At 36.2% G+C, this 18,794-nt stretch carries 18 protein-coding genes; 13 read left to right on the forward strand and 5 right to left on the reverse strand.

Annotation, left to right across the window (positions count from 1 at the left end):
* Window positions 1-10: 10 nt before the first annotated feature.
* Window positions 11-1,960, forward strand: a complete 1,950-nt coding sequence (locus AC4BD1_RS02270) for a glucose PTS transporter subunit IIA (protein WP_206910615.1) — start codon at window positions 11-13, stop codon at window positions 1,958-1,960.
* 198 nt (window positions 1,961-2,158) lie between these two features.
* Here AC4BD1_RS02270 and nrdI read toward each other — a convergent pair whose 3' ends face one another.
* Window positions 2,159-2,614, reverse strand: coding sequence for a class Ib ribonucleoside-diphosphate reductase assembly flavoprotein NrdI (gene nrdI / locus AC4BD1_RS02275; protein WP_490485762.1), 456 nt, complete (start codon window positions 2,612-2,614; stop codon window positions 2,159-2,161).
* Between the two features lie 208 nt (window positions 2,615-2,822).
* Here nrdI and AC4BD1_RS02280 point away from each other — a divergent pair, with 208 nt between their 5' ends.
* Entirely contained in the window at window positions 2,823-4,250 is a 1,428-nt protein-coding gene (locus tag AC4BD1_RS02280) for a basic amino acid/polyamine antiporter (RefSeq protein WP_490485763.1), read from the forward strand.
* A gap of 220 nt (window positions 4,251-4,470) precedes the next feature.
* Here AC4BD1_RS02280 and AC4BD1_RS02285 read toward each other — a convergent pair whose 3' ends face one another.
* Window positions 4,471-4,791 (reverse strand): DMT family transporter, encoded by a 321-nt coding sequence (locus tag AC4BD1_RS02285; protein ID WP_067485163.1) that lies wholly within the window; start codon window positions 4,789-4,791, stop codon window positions 4,471-4,473.
* A gap of 283 nt (window positions 4,792-5,074) precedes the next feature.
* On the opposite strand from AC4BD1_RS02285, the gene AC4BD1_RS02290 reads away from it, so the two are divergent.
* The 5 genes from AC4BD1_RS02290 (at window position 5,075) to AC4BD1_RS02310 (ending at window position 9,700) form a co-directional block, all read left to right on the forward strand.
* Complete coding sequence (locus AC4BD1_RS02290; protein ID WP_490466867.1) at window positions 5,075-5,863, forward strand: TraX family protein; 789 nt, start codon at window positions 5,075-5,077, stop codon at window positions 5,861-5,863.
* A gap of 173 nt (window positions 5,864-6,036) precedes the next feature.
* Window positions 6,037-6,726: a DUF969 domain-containing protein gene (locus AC4BD1_RS02295; protein ID WP_206910623.1), complete on the forward strand. Its 690-nt coding sequence runs from the start codon at window positions 6,037-6,039 to the stop codon at window positions 6,724-6,726.
* 1 nt (window position 6,727) lies between these two features.
* Window positions 6,728-7,672 (forward strand): DUF979 domain-containing protein, encoded by a 945-nt coding sequence (locus tag AC4BD1_RS02300; protein WP_206910625.1) that lies wholly within the window; start codon window positions 6,728-6,730, stop codon window positions 7,670-7,672.
* A 16-nt stretch (window positions 7,673-7,688) separates the two neighbouring features.
* A complete protein-coding gene (gene pcp / locus AC4BD1_RS02305) occupies window positions 7,689-8,333 on the forward strand; it encodes a pyroglutamyl-peptidase I (RefSeq protein ID WP_490485764.1) in 645 nt (214 codons plus the stop codon).
* Between the two features lie 83 nt (window positions 8,334-8,416).
* Window positions 8,417-9,700 carry a hypothetical protein gene (locus tag AC4BD1_RS02310; protein WP_490485765.1) on the forward strand — a complete coding sequence of 428 codons (1,284 nt, stop codon included), beginning with the start codon at window positions 8,417-8,419 and terminating at the stop codon, window positions 9,698-9,700.
* Between the two features lie 324 nt (window positions 9,701-10,024).
* On the opposite strand, the gene pnuC is transcribed toward AC4BD1_RS02310, so the two are convergent.
* Window positions 10,025-10,774 (reverse strand): nicotinamide riboside transporter PnuC, encoded by a 750-nt coding sequence (pnuC, locus tag AC4BD1_RS02315; RefSeq protein WP_206910633.1) that lies wholly within the window; start codon window positions 10,772-10,774, stop codon window positions 10,025-10,027.
* A 214-nt stretch (window positions 10,775-10,988) separates the two neighbouring features.
* Window positions 10,989-12,059: an endonuclease/exonuclease/phosphatase family protein gene (locus tag AC4BD1_RS02320; protein ID WP_490466869.1), complete on the reverse strand. Its 1,071-nt coding sequence runs from the start codon at window positions 12,057-12,059 to the stop codon at window positions 10,989-10,991.
* Between the two features lie 145 nt (window positions 12,060-12,204).
* Here AC4BD1_RS02320 and gloA2 point away from each other — a divergent pair, with 145 nt between their 5' ends.
* The 4 genes from gloA2 to AC4BD1_RS02340 all read left to right on the forward strand — a co-directional run bounded on the left by gloA2 (window position 12,205) and on the right by AC4BD1_RS02340 (window position 14,086).
* On the forward strand, window positions 12,205-12,585 hold the full coding sequence (gene gloA2 / locus AC4BD1_RS02325; RefSeq protein ID WP_490466870.1) for an SMU1112c/YaeR family gloxylase I-like metalloprotein: 381 nt from the start codon (window positions 12,205-12,207) through the stop codon (window positions 12,583-12,585).
* Between the two features lie 95 nt (window positions 12,586-12,680).
* Window positions 12,681-13,199 (forward strand): PepSY domain-containing protein, encoded by a 519-nt coding sequence (locus tag AC4BD1_RS02330; protein ID WP_206910641.1) that lies wholly within the window; start codon window positions 12,681-12,683, stop codon window positions 13,197-13,199.
* 83 nt (window positions 13,200-13,282) lie between these two features.
* Complete coding sequence (locus AC4BD1_RS02335; protein WP_490485766.1) at window positions 13,283-13,462, forward strand: hypothetical protein; 180 nt, start codon at window positions 13,283-13,285, stop codon at window positions 13,460-13,462.
* 60 nt (window positions 13,463-13,522) lie between these two features.
* Window positions 13,523-14,086 (forward strand): GNAT family N-acetyltransferase, encoded by a 564-nt coding sequence (locus AC4BD1_RS02340; RefSeq protein ID WP_206910643.1) that lies wholly within the window; start codon window positions 13,523-13,525, stop codon window positions 14,084-14,086.
* 87 nt (window positions 14,087-14,173) lie between these two features.
* On the opposite strand, the gene AC4BD1_RS02345 is transcribed toward AC4BD1_RS02340, so the two are convergent.
* Entirely contained in the window at window positions 14,174-14,851 is a 678-nt protein-coding gene (locus AC4BD1_RS02345; RefSeq protein WP_206910645.1) for a hypothetical protein, read from the reverse strand.
* Between the two features lie 355 nt (window positions 14,852-15,206).
* On the opposite strand from AC4BD1_RS02345, the gene AC4BD1_RS02350 reads away from it, so the two are divergent.
* Both AC4BD1_RS02350 and AC4BD1_RS02355 read left to right on the forward strand, forming a co-directional pair.
* Window positions 15,207-17,198, forward strand: coding sequence for an Ig-like domain-containing protein (locus tag AC4BD1_RS02350; RefSeq protein ID WP_490485767.1), 1,992 nt, complete (start codon window positions 15,207-15,209; stop codon window positions 17,196-17,198).
* 288 nt (window positions 17,199-17,486) lie between these two features.
* Window positions 17,487-18,791, forward strand: a complete 1,305-nt coding sequence (locus AC4BD1_RS02355; RefSeq protein ID WP_490466872.1) for a glycosyltransferase family 2 protein — start codon at window positions 17,487-17,489, stop codon at window positions 18,789-18,791.
* Window positions 18,792-18,794 lie beyond the last annotated feature (3 nt).

Consider the following 18,794-nt stretch of genomic DNA (forward strand, 5'->3'; position numbering starts at 1 on the left):
GGAGCAACTGATGGCTAAAAATGAATTGACTTTAGAAGAACTAGCAAAACGTATTTATGAAGAATCTGGTGGAATGGACAATGTTGAAAGCATTGTCCACTGCATGACACGCGTACGAATGAAAATCAAAGATGATGAACTCGTTGACATAGAAAAATTAAAAGCGATTCCAGGTGTCTTAGGTGTTGTTGAAGATGAACAACTACAAGTAATCATCGGCCCTGGGAAAGTAAACAAAGTTGCTCAACAAATGGTTGATCTCGCGGGTGTGAAATTAGGTGAAAAATTGCCAGAGCATGCTACAGCAGAACACGCAGCAAATTCAGGCAAAGATTTGGTGAACGAACGAGCACAAGCAATGAAAGCAGCACAAAAATCAAAACAGAAACCATCGAAAATCAAATCAATCTTAAAAGATATTTCTAATATCTTTGTACCAATGATTCCCGCTTTTGTTGGAACGGGGATTGTCGCGGGGATTGCCGCTGTATTGGCTAACTTAGTTACAGCAGGAAGTCTTGATGCAGCAACTTGGCAACAATATATCGATGTAATGAATATCCTGAAAAATGGAATGTTCAGCTACTTAGTCATCTACACGGGGATTAACGCAGCACAAGTTTTCGGTGCAACGCCAACTCTTGGTGGGGTAATTGGTGCCGTTGTGATGCTAACTGGAATGAATCCAGAAGCCCCATTGAAAAATTTATTTACTGGTGAAGCTTTGGCAGCGGGGCAAGGTGGGATTCTTGGTGTAATTTTTGCCGTTTGGTTACTTTCAATAGTAGAAAAGAAATTACACAAAGTGGTACCAGATTCAATTGATATCATCGTGACACCAACATTATCTCTGATCGCAATTGGCTTAGTGGAAATCTTCTTGATTATGCCATTAGCTGGATTTATTTCAGACGGCATGGTCGGCGGAATCGATTGGGTATTAAATGTTGGCGGAGCATTTGCAGGGTTTGTTCTAGGAACATTATTCTTACCAATGGTTATGTTTGGATTACACCAAATTTTGACACCAATCCATGTGCAAATGATTGATGAAACAGGTCGTACACTATTGCTTCCAATTCTTGCGATGGCAGGTGCTGGGCAAGTTGGTGCAGCGTTAGCTTTATGGGTTCGTTGTAAAAAAGATAAAGAATTAACAGAAATGATCAAAGGTGCTTTGCCAGTTGGTATCTTAGGAATTGGTGAACCACTAATTTATGGTGTAACTTTACCACTTGGTCGTCCATTTATCACTGCATGTATTGGTGGTGGTATCGGTGGTGCAGTGATTGGAATGATTGGTAATGTGGGTGCGATTGCTATTGGGCCTTCAGGTGCAGCATTGATTCCATTAATTTCAGATGGTAAATGGTGGGGCTATGTTCTAGGTTTACTTGCAGCTTATGCAGGCGGATTTGTGGCAACATTCTTCTTTGGAATTCCGAAAGAACAATTAGAAAAAGAAGCGTTAGCAGAAGAAACAAGTGGCAATGCAACAACAAATGAAGTTGTATTGACAGCAGTTGCTGATGGAACAGTTTTATCATTAGAAGAAGCAAGTGATCCTGTCTTTTCGCAAAAGATGATGGGGGAAGGATTTTTTGTTGAACCAACTAACGGACAAATTTATTCTCCAGTTGCTGGTACAGTTCAATCCGTCTTCCCAACAAAACACGCAATTGGTATTACAACACAAAATGGAATCGAAGTATTACTTCATATGGGAATCAATACTGTTGATCTTGGTGGGGCGCCATTTGATGTGAAAGTGACAGAAGGACAAAAAGTGACGACTGATACATTGGTAGCAAATGCTGATCTTGATGCAATCAAAGCTGCTGGAAAAGAAACGTCAATGATGGTTCTTTTGACAAATATGGATCATGTGGAAAATTTTGTTCTAGAAAAAACAGGTGAAATGAAGGCTAAAACAGCTGTGATGGATGTGAAAACAGTATAAGGAGGTTGCAGCTCCAAGCGATCAGCTCCGAAAAAATAATTGAGAAGCCACTCAAACTTTTTGATCTGAACAAACGTACAGTAATTCCAGCTAGCAACAAAGAAAAGAATCGCCCGACGACGCTTTTATAAGTGTCGTCGGGCGATTCTTTTTATCGTTAATTGGTTAAGTTTATTACCTAATCAATGTTCTTCTAGTTTATTGATTGTCAACAAACACTTGAGTCAATGTTTGATAGATTTGTGCCACATCAGTTGGTGTACCACGTAGTTCATAATCAGCTAAAAAAGGAAATCCAAACTGTTGTGCGTATTGTTTAGCTGTTAAACAATATTGATTATTGAAATTTTTGTTGCCGCTACCAACAACACCTAAACAATAGCGATAATTATTTTGAAATTCTAGATATTCACGCATCGTTTCAGTCAAAATTTCAGTATCACCATTATCAACTCCGTTCCCGCCTTCCAAATAAGTCGGAACAAATGTAAAGAAGGGTTCAGTTTCTTGTTCAAAATCACTATTTTCATGAATTTCTTTCAGCGTGATTTCAGGTAAAGTGTTATCTTCTTGATGTTTTTCTTGTGCATATTCCATCAAGTGACGAGCGAAAGCACGCGTATTACCAGAGATTGAGATATATAAAATGTTCATTTGAGTTCCTCCTATTCGTCTGTTTAGTATAGCATGTTTTTTAGGAAACAGAAGAAAGAAAAAGGCGAATGTTTATGCGGTGTTATGTGAATAATTAGAAAAAAATGTATAAAATAATAATTTTGTGAGAGTTTTGATGAAATGACGAAAAGCAACAGTGGTTTGTTATAATTTGATAAAAGCGGTTTTTTATTTGGAGGATACTTGCATGAATGAGATAGAGCGACAGAAAAAAGGGATCGGGCTAATTCCGTTAGCTGCCATGGTCATTGGTTCGGCGATCGGAGGCGGCGTTTTTGGTATCATGACGGACATCTCTGGTTCAGCAGGAGGTGCAGCGCTCTTTAGTTGGTTACTTGTCGGCTCGGCAATGTTGATGTTATCTTTGTCTATTAACAATTTGAACAAGAAACGACCAGATTTAGAAGGCGGAATCTTTAGCTACGCGGAAGCGGGCTTTGGTCGGTTCGCAGGATTTATCAGTGGTTGGGGCTATTGGCTGACTTGTTGGTTAGGAAATGTTGCTTTTGCAACGTTACTGATGAGTGCATTGGGCTATTTTTTCCCAGTATTTGCTGGTGGCCAAAATATTCCTTCCGTGGTGATGAGCACTCTTTTACTTTGGGGATATGCTTGGTTGGTCAATCGTGGCGTAGAAAATGCGAGTATCGTAAATGCAATCGTGACGATTTGCAAATTAGTTCCACTCTTTTTGTTCATTGTTGTAGCAATCAGTACGTTCTCGATTCAACAATTTATTGCAAACTTTTCAAGTGATATTATTTTGACAGCCAATGGGCAAGTTGTTCCATTTTCAAGTCAAATTTTAAGTTGTATCATGGTAATGCTCTGGGTCTTTGTCGGGATTGAAGGAGCATCTGTTGTTGGTTCGCGTGCAAAGAAAAAATCAGATGTTGGGAAAGCAACGATTTTAGGGATTCTTGGCTTAATTTTGATTTATGTGTTAGTTTCCATGCTTCCATACGGAACGATGCCCATGAAAGAACTTCAATCGATCCAAACACAACCAGCTATGGGATACGTGTTTGAGAAAATGGTTGGTAAATGGGGAGCCATCGTGATAAATGGTGGTTTGATTATTTCTTTATTTGGCGTATGGCTTTCGTGGACGATTTTGCCAGTAGAAACAATGCGTAATATGGCACAGGATGGTCTGTTACCAAACAGTTGGGGCAAAGTAAATGCGCAAGGTGCGCCGACTTTCGCAATTGTTTTAACAACGTTATGTACAAATGTCTTCTTGTTATCACTTTTATTTACGGATAGAGCGTATAATTTTGCGTATACTTTGGGGACGGCAGCAATTTTCTTTACGTGGTTATTTCTTGGATTGTATCAAATGAAGTTGTCTTATCAACGTCGTGAAATCGGACAGTTTTTGATTGGATTATTAGCAAGTGCCTTTCAAGTTTGGGCAATGTTTGTTGTTGCTTTTAATGAAGTCATGCTCGTTTTAGTTCTTTTCTTGCCAGGTATTTACTTCTATCTTCAAGCTAGAAAAGAGCAGGAACAACCAGTCGACCATGTGAAAATCGATCGCTTCTTGTTGATTTTAGTCACTTTAGTAGGGGTCGTAGCCTTACTTCTATTTGGGACAGGAAAACTTCATGTGTAGTTGATAGCAAGTTCTTTAAAGAGTGAAAAAAGTTATGAATAGAAAGTCTTGAAATAATAAACAAAGAAGGTAGCTAAGGGGAAGAACCTTAGTTACCTTCTTTTTTGTTTAAAAGGGGAAAGCTACTTGCACACTATTAATAGCGTAATACAAATCAATAAAAATGATAGCTGTTTTTGACGTAACGTACGCAAATTGACCGAATTCATTTTTTTCTTTTTTAATGACCACTTGTCATTTTGATGCCAACGATACTAATCAATAAAAGTCCGACAAAAAGCCAAGTTGCTGTATTCAATTTGTCATGAAACAAGACAACACCGATGATAACGGAACCCAGTGCTCCAATCCCTGTCCAGATAGGATAAGACAAACTCATAGGTAGGTGTTTGATGGCTTTTGATAAAAAATAAAAACTGGCAATCATGCCAATAATCGTATAGATCGAATAATTGACTTTTGAAAAACCATCACTCCATTTCATCATTGTTGACCAGAATACTTCTAGAACCCCCGCTACAATTAATTCTAACCATGCCATAACCAATGCTCCTTTCTAAAATTTTGAACACAAAAAAGAGGAGGACCATTCCTTCAAAGACCTAACGGAATGATCATCCTCATATGCTACCCGGTGGCAGCTTTGTATTCGATTGATAGTGTCAGTATAGCACATTTTACATACGTTGGCATTTCTAAAGATAAAAAAACATTATCCAACAAAATTGTAAGAGAAATAATTGTTCTTAGAATGGTGACATTCCTTATTACTTAGTATACTTGACAAATGTTATTAAATAATGAAAATCGTTGGAGGTTCAAGAGTGGCTTTTAAAGGAATAAATAGTTTTCAATTAAAATGGTTCGCAATTGTTTTTATGGTCGTGGATCACGTAAATAGTTATTTTGGGTCACAGTTAGGTTTTCCCTTGTGGGTAGCTTGGTTAGGGAGATTTGTTGCACCATTATTTGTCTTCTTATTAGTAGAAGGGTTCAGGCATACACGGAGTCGAGCAAAGTATGCGAAGCGTTTGGGCTTGGCGGCACTTGTCACGGCAAGTGGAAATGTCGTGTATCAATTGCTGACAGGCGCTTATATTGATCCTTTGACACATCAACCTAATTACTTTTTGTTTTTAGGGCCGCATAATATTTTTCTTACGCTATTTCTTTTGTTTTGTATGATGTGGGTGCTAGCTGTCATGAAACAAAGCAGTGTAGGTCGAAGAACTATTTTGATTTTGACATTTTTAGTTTTGCTTGTACTCACGGCAGCATCAGAAGGAGGGATCTATCTGATTCCAATGATGCTTATGATGTTTGTTTTCCAAGAAGAAAGGCAAAGAAACAAATTATTCATCGGTATTTTTGTTTATACTATGATTTTACTTGGCCTAGCTATTGCTAGTTATGTCCAGATGCCGGTATATCAAAGTTTGTATGGTTATTTAACTTTTGATAACGAATTTATGATGGTGACAGTTGTTCCATTAATTGGATTGTATAATGGACAATTAGGTGGAACAGGTAGTAAATGGAATAAATATTTCTTCTATGTTTTTTATCCTGTTCACCTTTGGATCATTTATTTTATCTTCTACTTGATAGGCTAAAGTTCTTATAAAAAACTGTAATCGTTGTGTGACTGATTACAGTTTTTTTGATTTTGACAACCAATTGACAGAATTTTCGCACATTGAAGTTTTTTCATTTGATTTCATCTATATTTTCATTCGGATTTGTTTTATAATTAAAAAATATCTTGTTATTTGGGGGATGAAAACAAATGGAGAATTATCTGAGCCTTTTAGGCGTTTTAATTGTTATTATTGGTTTTGCACTAAAATTAGATTCAATCTTGATTGTGATGGTTGCTTTAGTCGTGACTGCTTTAACAGGTGGTTTAGGGATTAATGGCATGCTTGAATTATTAGGAACCAGCTTTGTAAATAATCGAGGAATGGCTATTTTTATTATTATCATGTTAGCAACCGGAACGTTAGAAAGAAATGGGCTGAAAGAGTCTGCTGCCGCTTTGATCCAACGATTTAAAAAAGTTTCAGCTGGCATGATCATCGATATTTACGGAGTTTTCCGAATGATTTTTGCGGCATTTAATGTAAGCTTTGGGGGCGTTGCAGGTTTTGTTCGTCCAATTATTTTACCAATGGCATTAGGTACCGTTGAATCAAAAGGACTGAAAGTTCACCCAGAACACGAAGAAGAGCTTAAAGGAATGGCATCTGCTATGGAAAATATTTGCTGGTTCTTTGGACAAGTTTTATTTATTGGTGGTGCGGGCGCCTTGCTTGTACAATCAACACTAAAAGATTTAGGTTACGAAGTGACTTTAGGACAACTAGCCTTGGTTGAAGTACCAGTAGCCCTTACGGCATTAGTTGTTTCTAGCATTTATTTCTATTTGAAAGAAAAGAAATTAGCGAAGAAGTACTATTCTCAAGAAAAGGAGCAATAAGATGAATTTTTTTACGAATCCTGCTATTTTATTAAGTGATAAATTACTTGAAATTTTATATATCATCATGGGTCTAGTCTTGATTTATACAGGGCTACGAAATCTACTTGATAAAACGAATCCGCATCGCTATGGCTCGGCCTTTTTTTGGGCAACATTAGGTGTCGTGATTGCGGCTGGTCGATGGCTGCCACCGCTAGTAAGTGGTATCTTGATTTTTGCTATGACGATTCCGGCCATTGCGAAAAGAGTCAGCAAAGGTGACAGCCACTTGCCTTCAAAAGAATATATGGAAAAAATGTCAAGTAAACTAGGCATGAAAATTTTTATTCCAGCGTTAAGTATTGGGGTATTTGCAATTCTGTTTGCCTTGTTCACTAAGTTAGGTGCTTTAGTCGGTGTTGGTGTCGGCGTCTTTGCAGCGATGGCAATCTTGATGTTCTTTTCTCGCGACAATCAGCCTACCACGTTCTTAGATGATGCAGCTGATATGTTAGGAACAGTTGGTCCGTTGAGTATGTTGCCAATGTTACTTGCTTCATTAGGTGCTGTGTTTACTAGCGCAGGAGTAGGAACGGTGATTTCAAATGCTGTCGGTACGATTGTTCCTGAAGGAAACGTGAATATTGGGATTATTATCTATGCAGTGGGAATGGTTATCTTCACAGTAATTATGGGGAATGCCTTCGCAGCAATTACAGTTATGACGGTTGGGATTGGTGCACCATTTGTCTTTAGTCAAGGAGCAAATCCAGCGTTGATTGGAATGGTTGCTTTGACTTGTGGTTTTTGTGGGACACTCTTGACACCGATGGCTGCAAACTTTAATATTGTGCCAGTCGCTATGTTAGAAATGAAAGACAAGTACGGCGTAATCAAAAATCAATTATTTATTGCTTTATTTATGTTAGTATTCCAAATTGCTTATATGATTTTATTTAAATAATTAGGAGGAACAAAAGATGAAAGTATTAGTAACAGGTTTTGATCCATTTGGCGGCGATAAAGTAAATCCAGCATATGAAGCTGTAAAAAAAATGCCTGCAGAGATTGCGGGAGCAGAAATTATCAAATTAGAAGTACCGACTGTATTTGGCAAAAGTAGCCAAGTAGTTAGAGAAGCCATTAAAGAACATCAACCAGAAATTGTTATCTGTGTTGGACAAGCAGGAGGTCGCTCAGCCGTTTCATTTGAACGAGTAGCAATCAATCTAGCAGAAGCGCGTATTCCTGATAATGAAGGAAACCAACCATTTGATACGGTATTGGAAGAAGATGGACCAGCCGCTTATTTCACTACATTGCCAATCAAAGCAATGACTAAAAATGTTCACGATCACGGACTACCAGCATATATCTCTTACACTGCAGGAACGTTTGTCTGCAATGATATCATGTATCGTTTATTACATGTCCTTCACACAGAATTTCCAACCATTTGTGGTGGCTTTATCCATGTGCCATTTTCACCTGATCAAGTAATTGATCGCCCAGTAGGTACAGCTTCTATGTCATTAGATGATATTGCCGATTCATTAACATATGCGGTTGAAGCTGCAATTGAAAATGAACACGATATTTCTGGTAATGCAGGTACGACTCACTAATAATTAGCAATCAAATAGTAGAGGTAGAGGCTGGCAACTAACGAATCGTTAGTTCTCAGCTTCTTTTTTAAGGGGGAAACGTTATGGAAGAATGGAAAGCAGTGTTTGAAGAATGGTTTCCCAAAGAACTAAACAAAAAGAATTATCCAATCAAAGTATCAAAACAATATACCAGCAATCAACGCTTTGAAATTTATGAACGATTGACGAAACCACAACGCCAATTAGTTGATCAATATCGGCGCTATTTAATCAATTCACGCTTTATGGAAGAAAATTATTTAGCTGCTACAGACTGGGTATTTGCTGATTTTAAAATCAATCCTTTTTTTCGGACTTCCCGAAGACAAGAAAAGTTATATTGTGATTGTGGGCGAGAATTAAAAGTTCAATACATCGTTAAATCGCCAAAAACAGGAAAAATTCTAAAACTAGGAATCAATCACTTTGCCGAACATTTGCACGTTTCACCAACAATCGCGAGTTCAATCCATCAAGGGATGACAAAAGTTGATTTAGCATTGGATGAGCTACTATGGCTAAAACAACAAAATATCGAATTTCCAGAAGAGTTGTGGCAAGAATATCTCTTTTCTTTGTACCACAATCGACGAATAAAACGTCCGTATTTGCCAGACGTTCATCTGGCTAAACGAGTAGCAGATTTTCGACAAGCACAGATGCCTATTTATTTAGCAGACTATCAGGCACTAGCGCATGAAATCAAAAAAATGGGGGAACAGATTGCCAATCAACCAAAGAAAAGTCGAGCAAAGAAGGAATTATTTGAGGATTTTACAGAAGAACTAACGAGGGACGTTGAAGAATTTCTGACAAATTACCGTTCATTTTTGCGAAAAGATTGGCAAGTTGTCTTGCGAGATACAAAGGCGAAATTACCAGTCAGTTACTTTGACTCGTTGATTGCGGAACTGCGTTTGTTTAATCGAGAACAACCAACACATCAGTTAGCTGAAGCGAGGGAGTGTGCACAACAACAGCGTTTTATCCAACCGGCTATCTACACCTTGATTTGGGAAAAGTATGCTTGTTATGGATTTACAGAAGGTTTTTTTGATAGTTTGCCAAGAGTGATCCGTAATGGGTTTTTAAAAGCCCTACGTCGAGAATCCTCGCCGACCGCTAAAGTCAAATCAACCAGTAAACAGGTAGGCACACAAGAATGGAAAGACCTTGCTCACTCGCTCCACAACCAAAAAATCGCTGAAGTGCTTGTTGATTTTGAACAACGAGAGTATGTTTTTTCAAAAGAACAAAAAAAAGCGTTAGATTATTATCAAAAACTAGAACATTCTCTTTACTTAGAAAAGCCAGAAGTTAAATCACTATTGAAAGAATTGTTATAAAAAAACTACTGTGACGAAAAAGTCGCAGTAGTTTTTTTTTGTTTCAAGATGTTTTCAGAGTTGAACGTTTTGCGCCACAACCTTTATCCACGGTGTTCCCAAAACAACTCCTCAATATAGCTTGCATTCACATCAAAATATGAAAAGCTATTTTGAGTGTCTGTTCGCTATCTAGTCGGAGCTGAACGTTTTGCGCCACAACCTTTATCCACGGTGTTCCCAAAACAACTCCTCAATATAGCTTGCATTCACATCAAAATATGAAGAGCTATTTTGAGTGCCTGTTCGCTATCTAGTCGGAGCTGAACGTTTTACGCCACAACCTTATGCATGTTGATGCGTCTGATAATATTCTTCTTCCATTTTTTGCATTCTTTCACGTTCTTTTTGGTTGTACCAAGGAGAAACTGTAAAGGCCAAAACATCGTTTAATAAGTAAACAGAGCTGTTAACAAACATTGCTAGACTTGCAGAACCATGTGTAAACGATACATACCAAAGAACCATTTGAGCTAGACCAGAAGCTAACCACCAATAGTATTGATTGTTGTATCGCAAGAAGCTAATGATACCAGCTGAAAGACTGATTGAAAAAGCAATTGCATCAATCCAAGGACGAGGATCGTCAGTATAACGACCAATCAAGAAGCCTGAAACAAAATAAACAAGAATTGTGCCGATAATTGCGATGAACCAACTTTTACCAGTAAATTTACGAATTTTTGAAGCCATATTGTGGTTCCATTCTTTACTTAATAAAACCGGAATGTCCAAAGTCACCATATAAGCAATCTGTTCACCAATACTTAAATAATTTTTAGCTGAAAAGCCAACAATGATGAAACAAATGGCAGATAAAATGCCTAAGACACCATTCACAGATTTCGCAGCGTTGATCGATAGGATACATAAAACACCTAAATTAGTTCCGATAAAGGCAATAATCGATAGCCAAGTAATAGGGCTATTCACGAGTGTCATTATTTGACATCCCAGACTAAAAAAGAAAAGATAATAATTTTGTTGAGGCCAGCCTTTTAGCTGATGAGCTAGAAAATGAAAATATGATTTCATGTATAAGAACTCCTTTAGACACAAAATGTAGTGTCTCTAGATTTTTTTACCACAATCTATTGTATGCTTTTAAATGATAAAATCTAGTCTTACAATTAAAAAAAATCTGTGTTATGATATTTTTATTTTAAATTTCTGAAAAAAAGAAAACATTTCAAAGCATAGCTTAAACAAAAAAGCCAAGAGTCAATTAACTGACTCTTGGCTTTTCTTTTTATTGAAGTGAGAATGTCATCTGAACTGGATTATGGTCTGAGTAAGCAAACTGCGTATCAATTACTTGGATATTTTTGACTGAAAGATTGTCAGAAACCAAAAATCCATCAATTAACGTGACGAAAGTTTTGTTTGGCTGATAAGCTTCGTTTAAATTGCGTACAGAAGGAACTGCTTTTTCAGCTAAATTTTTGCGAACGATGTGCATGCCCTTCGGTAAAAGTTCTTCAGGGAATGCGTGTGTCCAACTTAGTTCTTCTTTTGCTTTGCCAAAAATTTTTTCGCTGTCAGGTAGTAGCGTATGATTATAGTCGCCTCCTACAATAACATAATTTTTTTCTGCTTGATCTTTTTTCAATTGTGCAGCTAGTTTTTTGATTTGTGCTTTTTGGATAGCAGGATCTTTTGTATAAGCCGAAAGATGTAAGTTATAAAGGGAAAGAAATCTGCCGTTTGCAACAGGAACCTTACTTACTGTAAATGCACGGTCTAAGTCAAAAAATTTATTGAATCCAGTCTCGATGGGTAAAGAATACCGTCTACTTTCAGCAATCATTCCTTTACTAAAAGTAACCAGACCGGATTGTGATTTACCAATCGGTTGCGTGATTGGATAAAAAAGATAAGCTGAGTTATAATTTTGACCATAAACAGATGAATAGTCGCTAAAATTTTGTGAAAGTGCGGTAACTTCATCCACGTTATAAGAACGAGTTGCCTTTTTGTCAACTTCTTGAAGGAAGGCAAAGTCTGGTTGTTGTTCTTGAATAACATCCTGAATTTTCTGTAAGTTATGTTGAACATTTTGTTTAGTAAATGCGCGTGACTCAGTGCCTCCATCCATGAAAAAACTATAATTAGGCGGATAGGCGGCATAACCAATATTATAGGTCATGATTCGATAATCTTGAGTTGTCTGGATATCTTTAGCTGCCCTACTTGACTGGATAGGGAGTACCTGATCATCGGCTTCTCGGTGATAACTTAGATACACATAGCCAACATAGACTGTTATAATAAGTGAAAGAATTGCGAGTATTGATAAAAGTATTTTTAGTGATTTTTTCATTTTTTCCTCCTTGAAACATCTTTATCTTAGCAGTAATTCAACTAAGAAGCGAGGAGTTTGTGATTATAATAAATAGATGAAATTATCATGATTCTAAAAGTTTTACTAACAAGTTTTTGTTTTAGTTAAGAAAGGAAAAAAAATAATGAACTTATCAACTATCCACCATGTAGCAATCATTGTTTCTGATTATCAAAAATCACGAGAATTTTACGTCGAAAAATTAGGCTTTGAAGTAATTCGTGAAAATTATCGTGCAGATAGAGATGATTACAAACTAGACTTAAGATTAGGAGAGACTGAATTGGAGATCTTTGGAATTGCTTCTGCACCAGCAAGACCCAATTATCCAGAAGCATGTGGGTTACGCCATCTGGCTTTTAAAGTCGATCGGATTGAACAAGTTATAGCTGAACTTCAGGAAATGGGGATTGAAACAGAGCCGCTTAGAACAGATACCTTTACAGGGGAAAAAATGACGTTTTTCTTTGATCCAGATGGCTTGCCACTTGAATTACATGAATAGATAACAAAACTGTCACTTCTTTTTCACTTGCTTCGATTTTTCCAAAAATAGAGTCTTGGTATACTGAAAAAAAATTGGGAAAAGGGAGTAAGCAAATGAAAAAAATCGTTCTTACTTTGGCTGCTTTAGTGTTCGTTGGTGTTGCGGGTGGAATGGGTTTGTTAAATGCGACTTTTCAACCAGATGATCTGAGTGAGCAAGATTATCAAATTTCTCTAGAACAAGCCATTTCAATTTTTGAAGAGGAAGCACACAGTCAGAAAGTAACAAGTATCGGCTTTTTTTTACCTGATGAAGTTAAGAGAACTGCTAGTTCAGCTTATAGTTATTTATTTGTAGACAAAGATCATGAAGTTGTTGTCAATCCAACGACAGGAAAAGCAACGATGAGAGCTGTTAGCCAACAAAAAAAACAAAATCAGAAACAATTAGATATAAAAAAACTGCGCAACGTCAAAAAACCACAAGTGGCTATGAAAGAGGCAATCGCTGTTTCTGGGAATAAACGAGCGAAAGTTCATGCTTGGGAAATTCTCGAAAAAGAAGGAAAGTTTTACTACAATATCCATCTTTTAGCTGAGAAAAAAATCCGACAATTTTTAATATCAACATAGTCCGAAAAGAGAAGGTTATCACTTCTCTTTTTTTGCATATAAGAGTAATCTAAAAGTGTGAAAACTGAAAGGAAGTTGAGATTATGGAAAAGATGATGTGCCCACATTGTGGTAAAAGATTTGCGTATCATGAAGTTGGAAATGTTGTAGAACACGTGGATAAAGAGGTGCCAATTGTCTGTCCTTATTGTCGCGAAGAAGCAGCGAAACGAGTCTCTCACGGTTACTTTGTTACCCAAAAAATTGAAAATTATTTAAAATAACGAATTTTGCACTTTCTTTTTCCAAATGCTACAATGGCAAGAAAAGGAGAGAGAATAACTATGATTCGTTTTGCAAAAAAAGAAGACGGACCTGAAATTGCGCCGTTGATTTTGGTCATTTTGAAAGATATGGAGTTACCTTTTGTTCAAACCTTTGGTGAGCAAAAAACAATTGAAGTTTTAATTGATGCAATAGCTGATCCTAACTATCGTTATAGCTATACTCGTGGGATCGTTGAAGAAATAGATGGCAAAGTGGCAGGTATTGCTTTTGGTTACACAGATGAGGAAGAACCTGTGATTGATTTGCCTTTGGCTGATATTTTAGAAAAACATGGACTCCCACGTGATCAATATTTATTTATAGATAAAGAAACGCTTCCTAATGAATGGTATCTGGATACGATTTCTGTTTCTGAGAAATTTCGAGGAAAAGGAATTGGTTCTAAATTATTAGAGGCGTTGCCAATGTTAGCAGAAAAAGCGAACCGAGCAACCATCGGTTTGAGTGTAGATCAACAAAATCCACAAGCAAAAAAATTATATGAACGTCATGGTTTTAAGGTTGTTGAAGAAATGAAAATCAGTGGACATCAATATGAACACATGCAAAAAACAATATAAAAGTAGTTTGTAGATTGATTAGGTTTGAATAATAGAAAAAACTCCTGAGACACTCAGTATGTCTCAGGAGTTTTTTATTGAATGGATCTATTTGTAAATCGCACTAGTGTCTGTTGTGAAGAGTGTTTCGTTATCTGTTCCGATTATTGGATCAGTGATAACGTCCCACATAGCAGAATCGTATTTTAATTGTGCTTGGAACTCATATCCCATAGGTGCATCTGGGATTGGAAGCGTTGGGTATTGTGCTAAAAATCCACCGTAATCAATAGTGATATCTGCTGTTACATCTCCTTGACCAATCCAGAGTGAAGTTGGGACTGTAATCAAAATACGGTCTGAATAAGATTGAACGTTTTCTGGAGAAATTGGCTCAGTGTTATGTCCTAGAATTGTTTTTGCCGATACATTGCCTGTAATGTGTTTTGCAAAATCAGGTACAGAAGCCACGAACTTAAATTGTTCAGGTAGTTTAATCATTAATACACCAATATCGCCATCAACAAAACCGTAGTTTTGAGCACTGTAGTGTAAATCCATTTTTCCTGTGAAATCTAGTCCTTCAATATAAGGAACCATTTGACCTTCTAAGTTTCCATTTGCAGCAACAATCAAAGTGTAAGGATCAATTCCAACGTCACCTTCTTTAACTGTTGATGTTTGAATAACGTTATTTTCTTGAACATCTGCGTGCACAAGTGGTGTTCCAAGTGTGCCAACTGCTAAAAGTAACCCTAATGAACTTGCTAAAACTGTTTTTTTCATTTCTCTACCTCACTTATTTTTTTGTTATATAAATTTTATTACATAACTGATGATACAGATGGTATGCGTTTTCGTCAAACGGCGATATATAACCATAACATTTGTGTTTTTACTAAGTGAAAAGATTGTTGTGAAAAGAATAACATGTGCATTTTATGTTTTTTAAAATAACGATTTTATTTTATGTTATGTTTTTTTTAGTTTATTTAATTTTGAAAATCAATCTTAAAAAATGAGGAATGTCAAGTGACGCAAGGAATCTAGCATTAAAATTGAAAAATAATAATAAAATAACTTTGACATTCATTTTTTTAAAAAATATTATTAAAGCATACTTAGTAAAGGGGATGAAAAAATGAAGAAACATTTGTATTGCAGAAGGATTTTGAAGGGTATTGTATCCGCAACAATGATTTTGACTTTAACGGGTCAAATCATCGGTAGTCAAACAATTATTACACATGCAGAAGAAGTTGTAGGTATTCAAAGTAGTTCGGGATTAACACAATATGTGGAAAATTTTACTCAGCTGAAAAATTATTTAGAGGGAAACAACAATATCACAAATGTGATTGTTAAAAATGATATTGTGATGACTTCTGGGATCTCAATCAGTAAGAATAAAGCATCGGTAACAATTGATTTTCAAGGACATAAGTTGACAGAAAAAAATTCCTCAAGTCTTTATGATACAATTCACGTTTCTTCTAATACAGGAACAAAAGAAGTTAATTTGAAAAATGCAGTAATTGAAGGAAAAAATTACTATGGAACGATTGGGATTGCTGAAATTGCTAAAAATGTGACAACAAATTTTGAGAATATTAGCTATACTGGACCACAGTTCCTTAGAAATTCTGGTGGAACTGCGACTTTTTTTGGAAATAATACGTTTGAAATCGCAAATGTTGATTCTGTTTCTCCAGTCAAACAATTTGCGGAAGTTGCAAATATGTCGATTGCAGGTAATTTTGATGTGAAGCATGTTGGAAATACAGATACAACCTTTAATTTTACTTCAGCTCATCCTTCCTTGACCATCAATGAAGATGCACAGGTGAATATTTTGAATGAAGGTGCCCAAGCATTCCAAAATAGTGCTGGCAACTTGGATTTAAGTATCAAATCTGGTGCACAGGTAAAATTTATTTCTGCTGCAGAACTTAGTAAAGATAATGGTTTTAGTACAGTAACAATTGATCGTAATGCGTTGCTATCAGTCAATCGTGAAAAAACAATCCACCCAGGATCACCAACACTCATTGTTAATAAAGAATTAGTAGCTAATCCTGAATCAAGTATTGTGATTGACCATAATGAGAATGTCCATGCAGATGTTATCAAAACTGGACCTGACGTGACTATGACTTTTAATGGAATGAAAAAGCTTGAATTAAAAGGGATTTTGGGGGATCTTGCGACGAACTTTGGCGAAAGAGGGATTCTTAATCTTACAACTGATCATATTGCTGGTTGGGAGACATCTATAACTGAAAAACCGGATTTCGCAGTTAATGAACACTTGGAAGCTAGCTTTAACATGAAAGGCGGTAGTATTGGAAGTGTGATCCAGTCGAATATCGCGGATATATTAAGTAAGCTAACGTACAAAAATCCTTATAAATTAGTAATTGGTGATGACATCGCAGAAGAAGTTCCTAAACCTTCCTTTAATGAAGTTTATGACAGAGATAACAAAATAACTGGGATAGGTGTTCCCGGAGATACGATCATCGCAACCATCAACGGTGTTGAGATTGGTCGAACTGTGGTAGGCTCGGATGGAAAATGGTCAATTGATATTACACCACAAGAGGCTGGAACGGTTATTACAGTGGTACAAGAAAAAGATGGGCAACAAAGTGAGCCTGTTGATCAAGTAGTGAGGCATTTAGATGTCGAAACAATTAATCACTTCAAATTAGGTTATTGGCAATCTTATGGTCTGATCTTGGAAGGATCCATTGATAATGCTGATTACGACTTGACGAATTCAGATAATGTTCATAAAGTGATGTCTTTATATGATGCTGAGAATAATGCGGTATTTTCAGTGAACTGTGTTAATACAGATTGGTATAATACAGGAGTGTACAATGGTTATCAAGCAATCATTACGAAAGATGACTTAGCTCAACTTCCATCAGGCACATATAAATTGGTTATCTCGATGTCAATAGGTGATCACTATGATTCAGAAGATTTAGATGTGACGCCAGGTTCTGGACAAAATCCAGATCCGAATTATCATACGATTTTTAAAGAAATTGGTTCTACTACATTACCAAGTAATACGACAGCGACACCAATCAATCAAGGAAATGTTGGTTATATCCAAATTGGTTGAGACGCACGCGTACGAAAACTAAAATGATCCACTTAAAAGATGTATTTGGAAATCTTCTACGGTTTCTGGATATGTCTTTTTGTTATTTTAATTTTGGGATAATCATATTATTTTCCAAAATTTTAATTGCGATTAAGAATTTAAAAAGGAAATCTGTTTTTTGATGATGTTAAGATGTTCGACAGGATCAAAGAGGTAGAGAATTTTACGAGGGGGGAAAAATCATCATAGAGATTTTAGCATAAAGATATCTCTTATCCATATCTGAAAAGTTTGAGGAGTGTAACTATGTTTGTTTTACCAGATATTGTTTTTAATGCACTGAGTTTTATTTGTGTCTGCCTGATTATCTTAGTGTTTGGAAATTTGATTTTTTTTACAACATTATCTATTTTTGGCATAAAAAAACCAAAAAGAGATTACTCAATTGTCTCTCCAACGAAAAAATTTTTGTTTTTAGTCCCAGCGCACAACGAAGAAGATGTAATTGGAGATACGGTTCAAGCCCTATTGAATCAGCAATATGATCATGAACTTTTTGATATTGTCGTAATTGCTGATAATTGTACGGATAATACAGCGAAAGTTGTGAGTGAATTAGAAAATGCGTTAGTTTTTGAGAATCATTCAAAACCGGATGAACCAAGAGGAAAACCACATGCAATCGCGCGATATATCGAGACAAATCACTGGAAAAAGTATGATTATATTGCCTTTATTGATGCAGATAATATTGTTGATGAAAATTACTTAACCGAGATGAATTCACAAATTATTGCCCATCCAGAGTTTGTTGTTATCCAAGGATATTTAGGAATGAAAAATGTTGCAACTTCGATTACTGCTTCAGGCTATGCTGCTGTGTATTTTATTACAAATAGAGCTGTTCAATACGCTAATTATTTGCTCGGTTGGAATGCAGCAATTGGTGGAACTGGATTTATCTTGGATACGATCTACTTAGAACAACGTGGTTGGAACCCCAGAAGTTATACGGAAGATTTTGAGCTACAAGTAGAGCTTTCTATCGAAGGGAAAAAAAGTGGTTGGAATCATTTTGCAGTGGTTCATGATGAAAAGCCAAATTCATTTAAAGCTAGTCATAATCAACGGACAAGATGGGCACAAGGACATTGGTATGTTGCATTTTCGACAACATTCAAGCAAATTAACTCCTTATTTAAAGTAAAGTCAATCAATGAATTTATGAGCAAATTTGAAACGTTGTTTTATTCTTATTCAATGGTCAGACCAGTTGCATTTTTGATTATTTTATTTTTTAGTCTTCTTGATTTTAGGTTATTAGGTTATTTGCCACAATTATTCTCACTATTGATTTTTTGGGTAGGGATGGAAGCATTCAACTTTCTTTTGATTCCCACCTTGTATTTTCTTGAAGAAGCGGAACCGTATTTTAAAGCAAAGAAAACTTTGATGAGTAAAGTCAGCTTTTTCTTAAGACTTGTTTATAGTTTTATATACAACTCTTTGACATATATGATTGCGCAAATTGTTGGGTTCTTTACATGGTTCAGACCCCAAAATAAATGGAATAAAACAGTTCATTCAGCCAAATTTGAAAAGGTGGAGTAATCA

The organism is Enterococcus sp. DJ147D b (genome assembly GCF_058216655.1).

Coding starts and splice junctions, on each gene's coding strand:
- AC4BD1_RS02330 (WP_206910641.1), top strand. CDS start 12,681: ATGAAAAAAATCGTTCTTACTTTGGCTGCTTTAGTGTTCGTTGGTGTT.
- pnuC (WP_206910633.1), bottom strand. CDS start 10,774: ATGAAATCATATTTTCATTTTCTAGCTCATCAGCTAAAAGGCTGGCCT.
- AC4BD1_RS02300 (WP_206910625.1), top strand. CDS start 6,728: ATGAATTTTTTTACGAATCCTGCTATTTTATTAAGTGATAAATTACTT.
- AC4BD1_RS02310 (WP_490485765.1), top strand. CDS start 8,417: ATGGAAGAATGGAAAGCAGTGTTTGAAGAATGGTTTCCCAAAGAACTA.
- AC4BD1_RS02280 (WP_490485763.1), top strand. CDS start 2,823: ATGAATGAGATAGAGCGACAGAAAAAAGGGATCGGGCTAATTCCGTTA.
- AC4BD1_RS02320 (WP_490466869.1), bottom strand. CDS start 12,059: ATGAAAAAATCACTAAAAATACTTTTATCAATACTCGCAATTCTTTCA.
- AC4BD1_RS02285 (WP_067485163.1), bottom strand. CDS start 4,791: ATGGCATGGTTAGAATTAATTGTAGCGGGGGTTCTAGAAGTATTCTGG.
- AC4BD1_RS02355 (WP_490466872.1), top strand. CDS start 17,487: ATGTTTGTTTTACCAGATATTGTTTTTAATGCACTGAGTTTTATTTGT.
- pcp (WP_490485764.1), top strand. CDS start 7,689: ATGAAAGTATTAGTAACAGGTTTTGATCCATTTGGCGGCGATAAAGTA.
- AC4BD1_RS02270 (WP_206910615.1), top strand. CDS start 11: ATGGCTAAAAATGAATTGACTTTAGAAGAACTAGCAAAACGTATTTAT.
- nrdI (WP_490485762.1), bottom strand. CDS start 2,614: ATGAACATTTTATATATCTCAATCTCTGGTAATACGCGTGCTTTCGCT.
- AC4BD1_RS02345 (WP_206910645.1), bottom strand. CDS start 14,851: ATGAAAAAAACAGTTTTAGCAAGTTCATTAGGGTTACTTTTAGCAGTT.
- AC4BD1_RS02295 (WP_206910623.1), top strand. CDS start 6,037: ATGGAGAATTATCTGAGCCTTTTAGGCGTTTTAATTGTTATTATTGGT.
- gloA2 (WP_490466870.1), top strand. CDS start 12,205: ATGAACTTATCAACTATCCACCATGTAGCAATCATTGTTTCTGATTAT.
- AC4BD1_RS02350 (WP_490485767.1), top strand. CDS start 15,207: ATGAAGAAACATTTGTATTGCAGAAGGATTTTGAAGGGTATTGTATCC.
- AC4BD1_RS02340 (WP_206910643.1), top strand. CDS start 13,523: ATGATTCGTTTTGCAAAAAAAGAAGACGGACCTGAAATTGCGCCGTTG.
- AC4BD1_RS02335 (WP_490485766.1), top strand. CDS start 13,283: ATGGAAAAGATGATGTGCCCACATTGTGGTAAAAGATTTGCGTATCAT.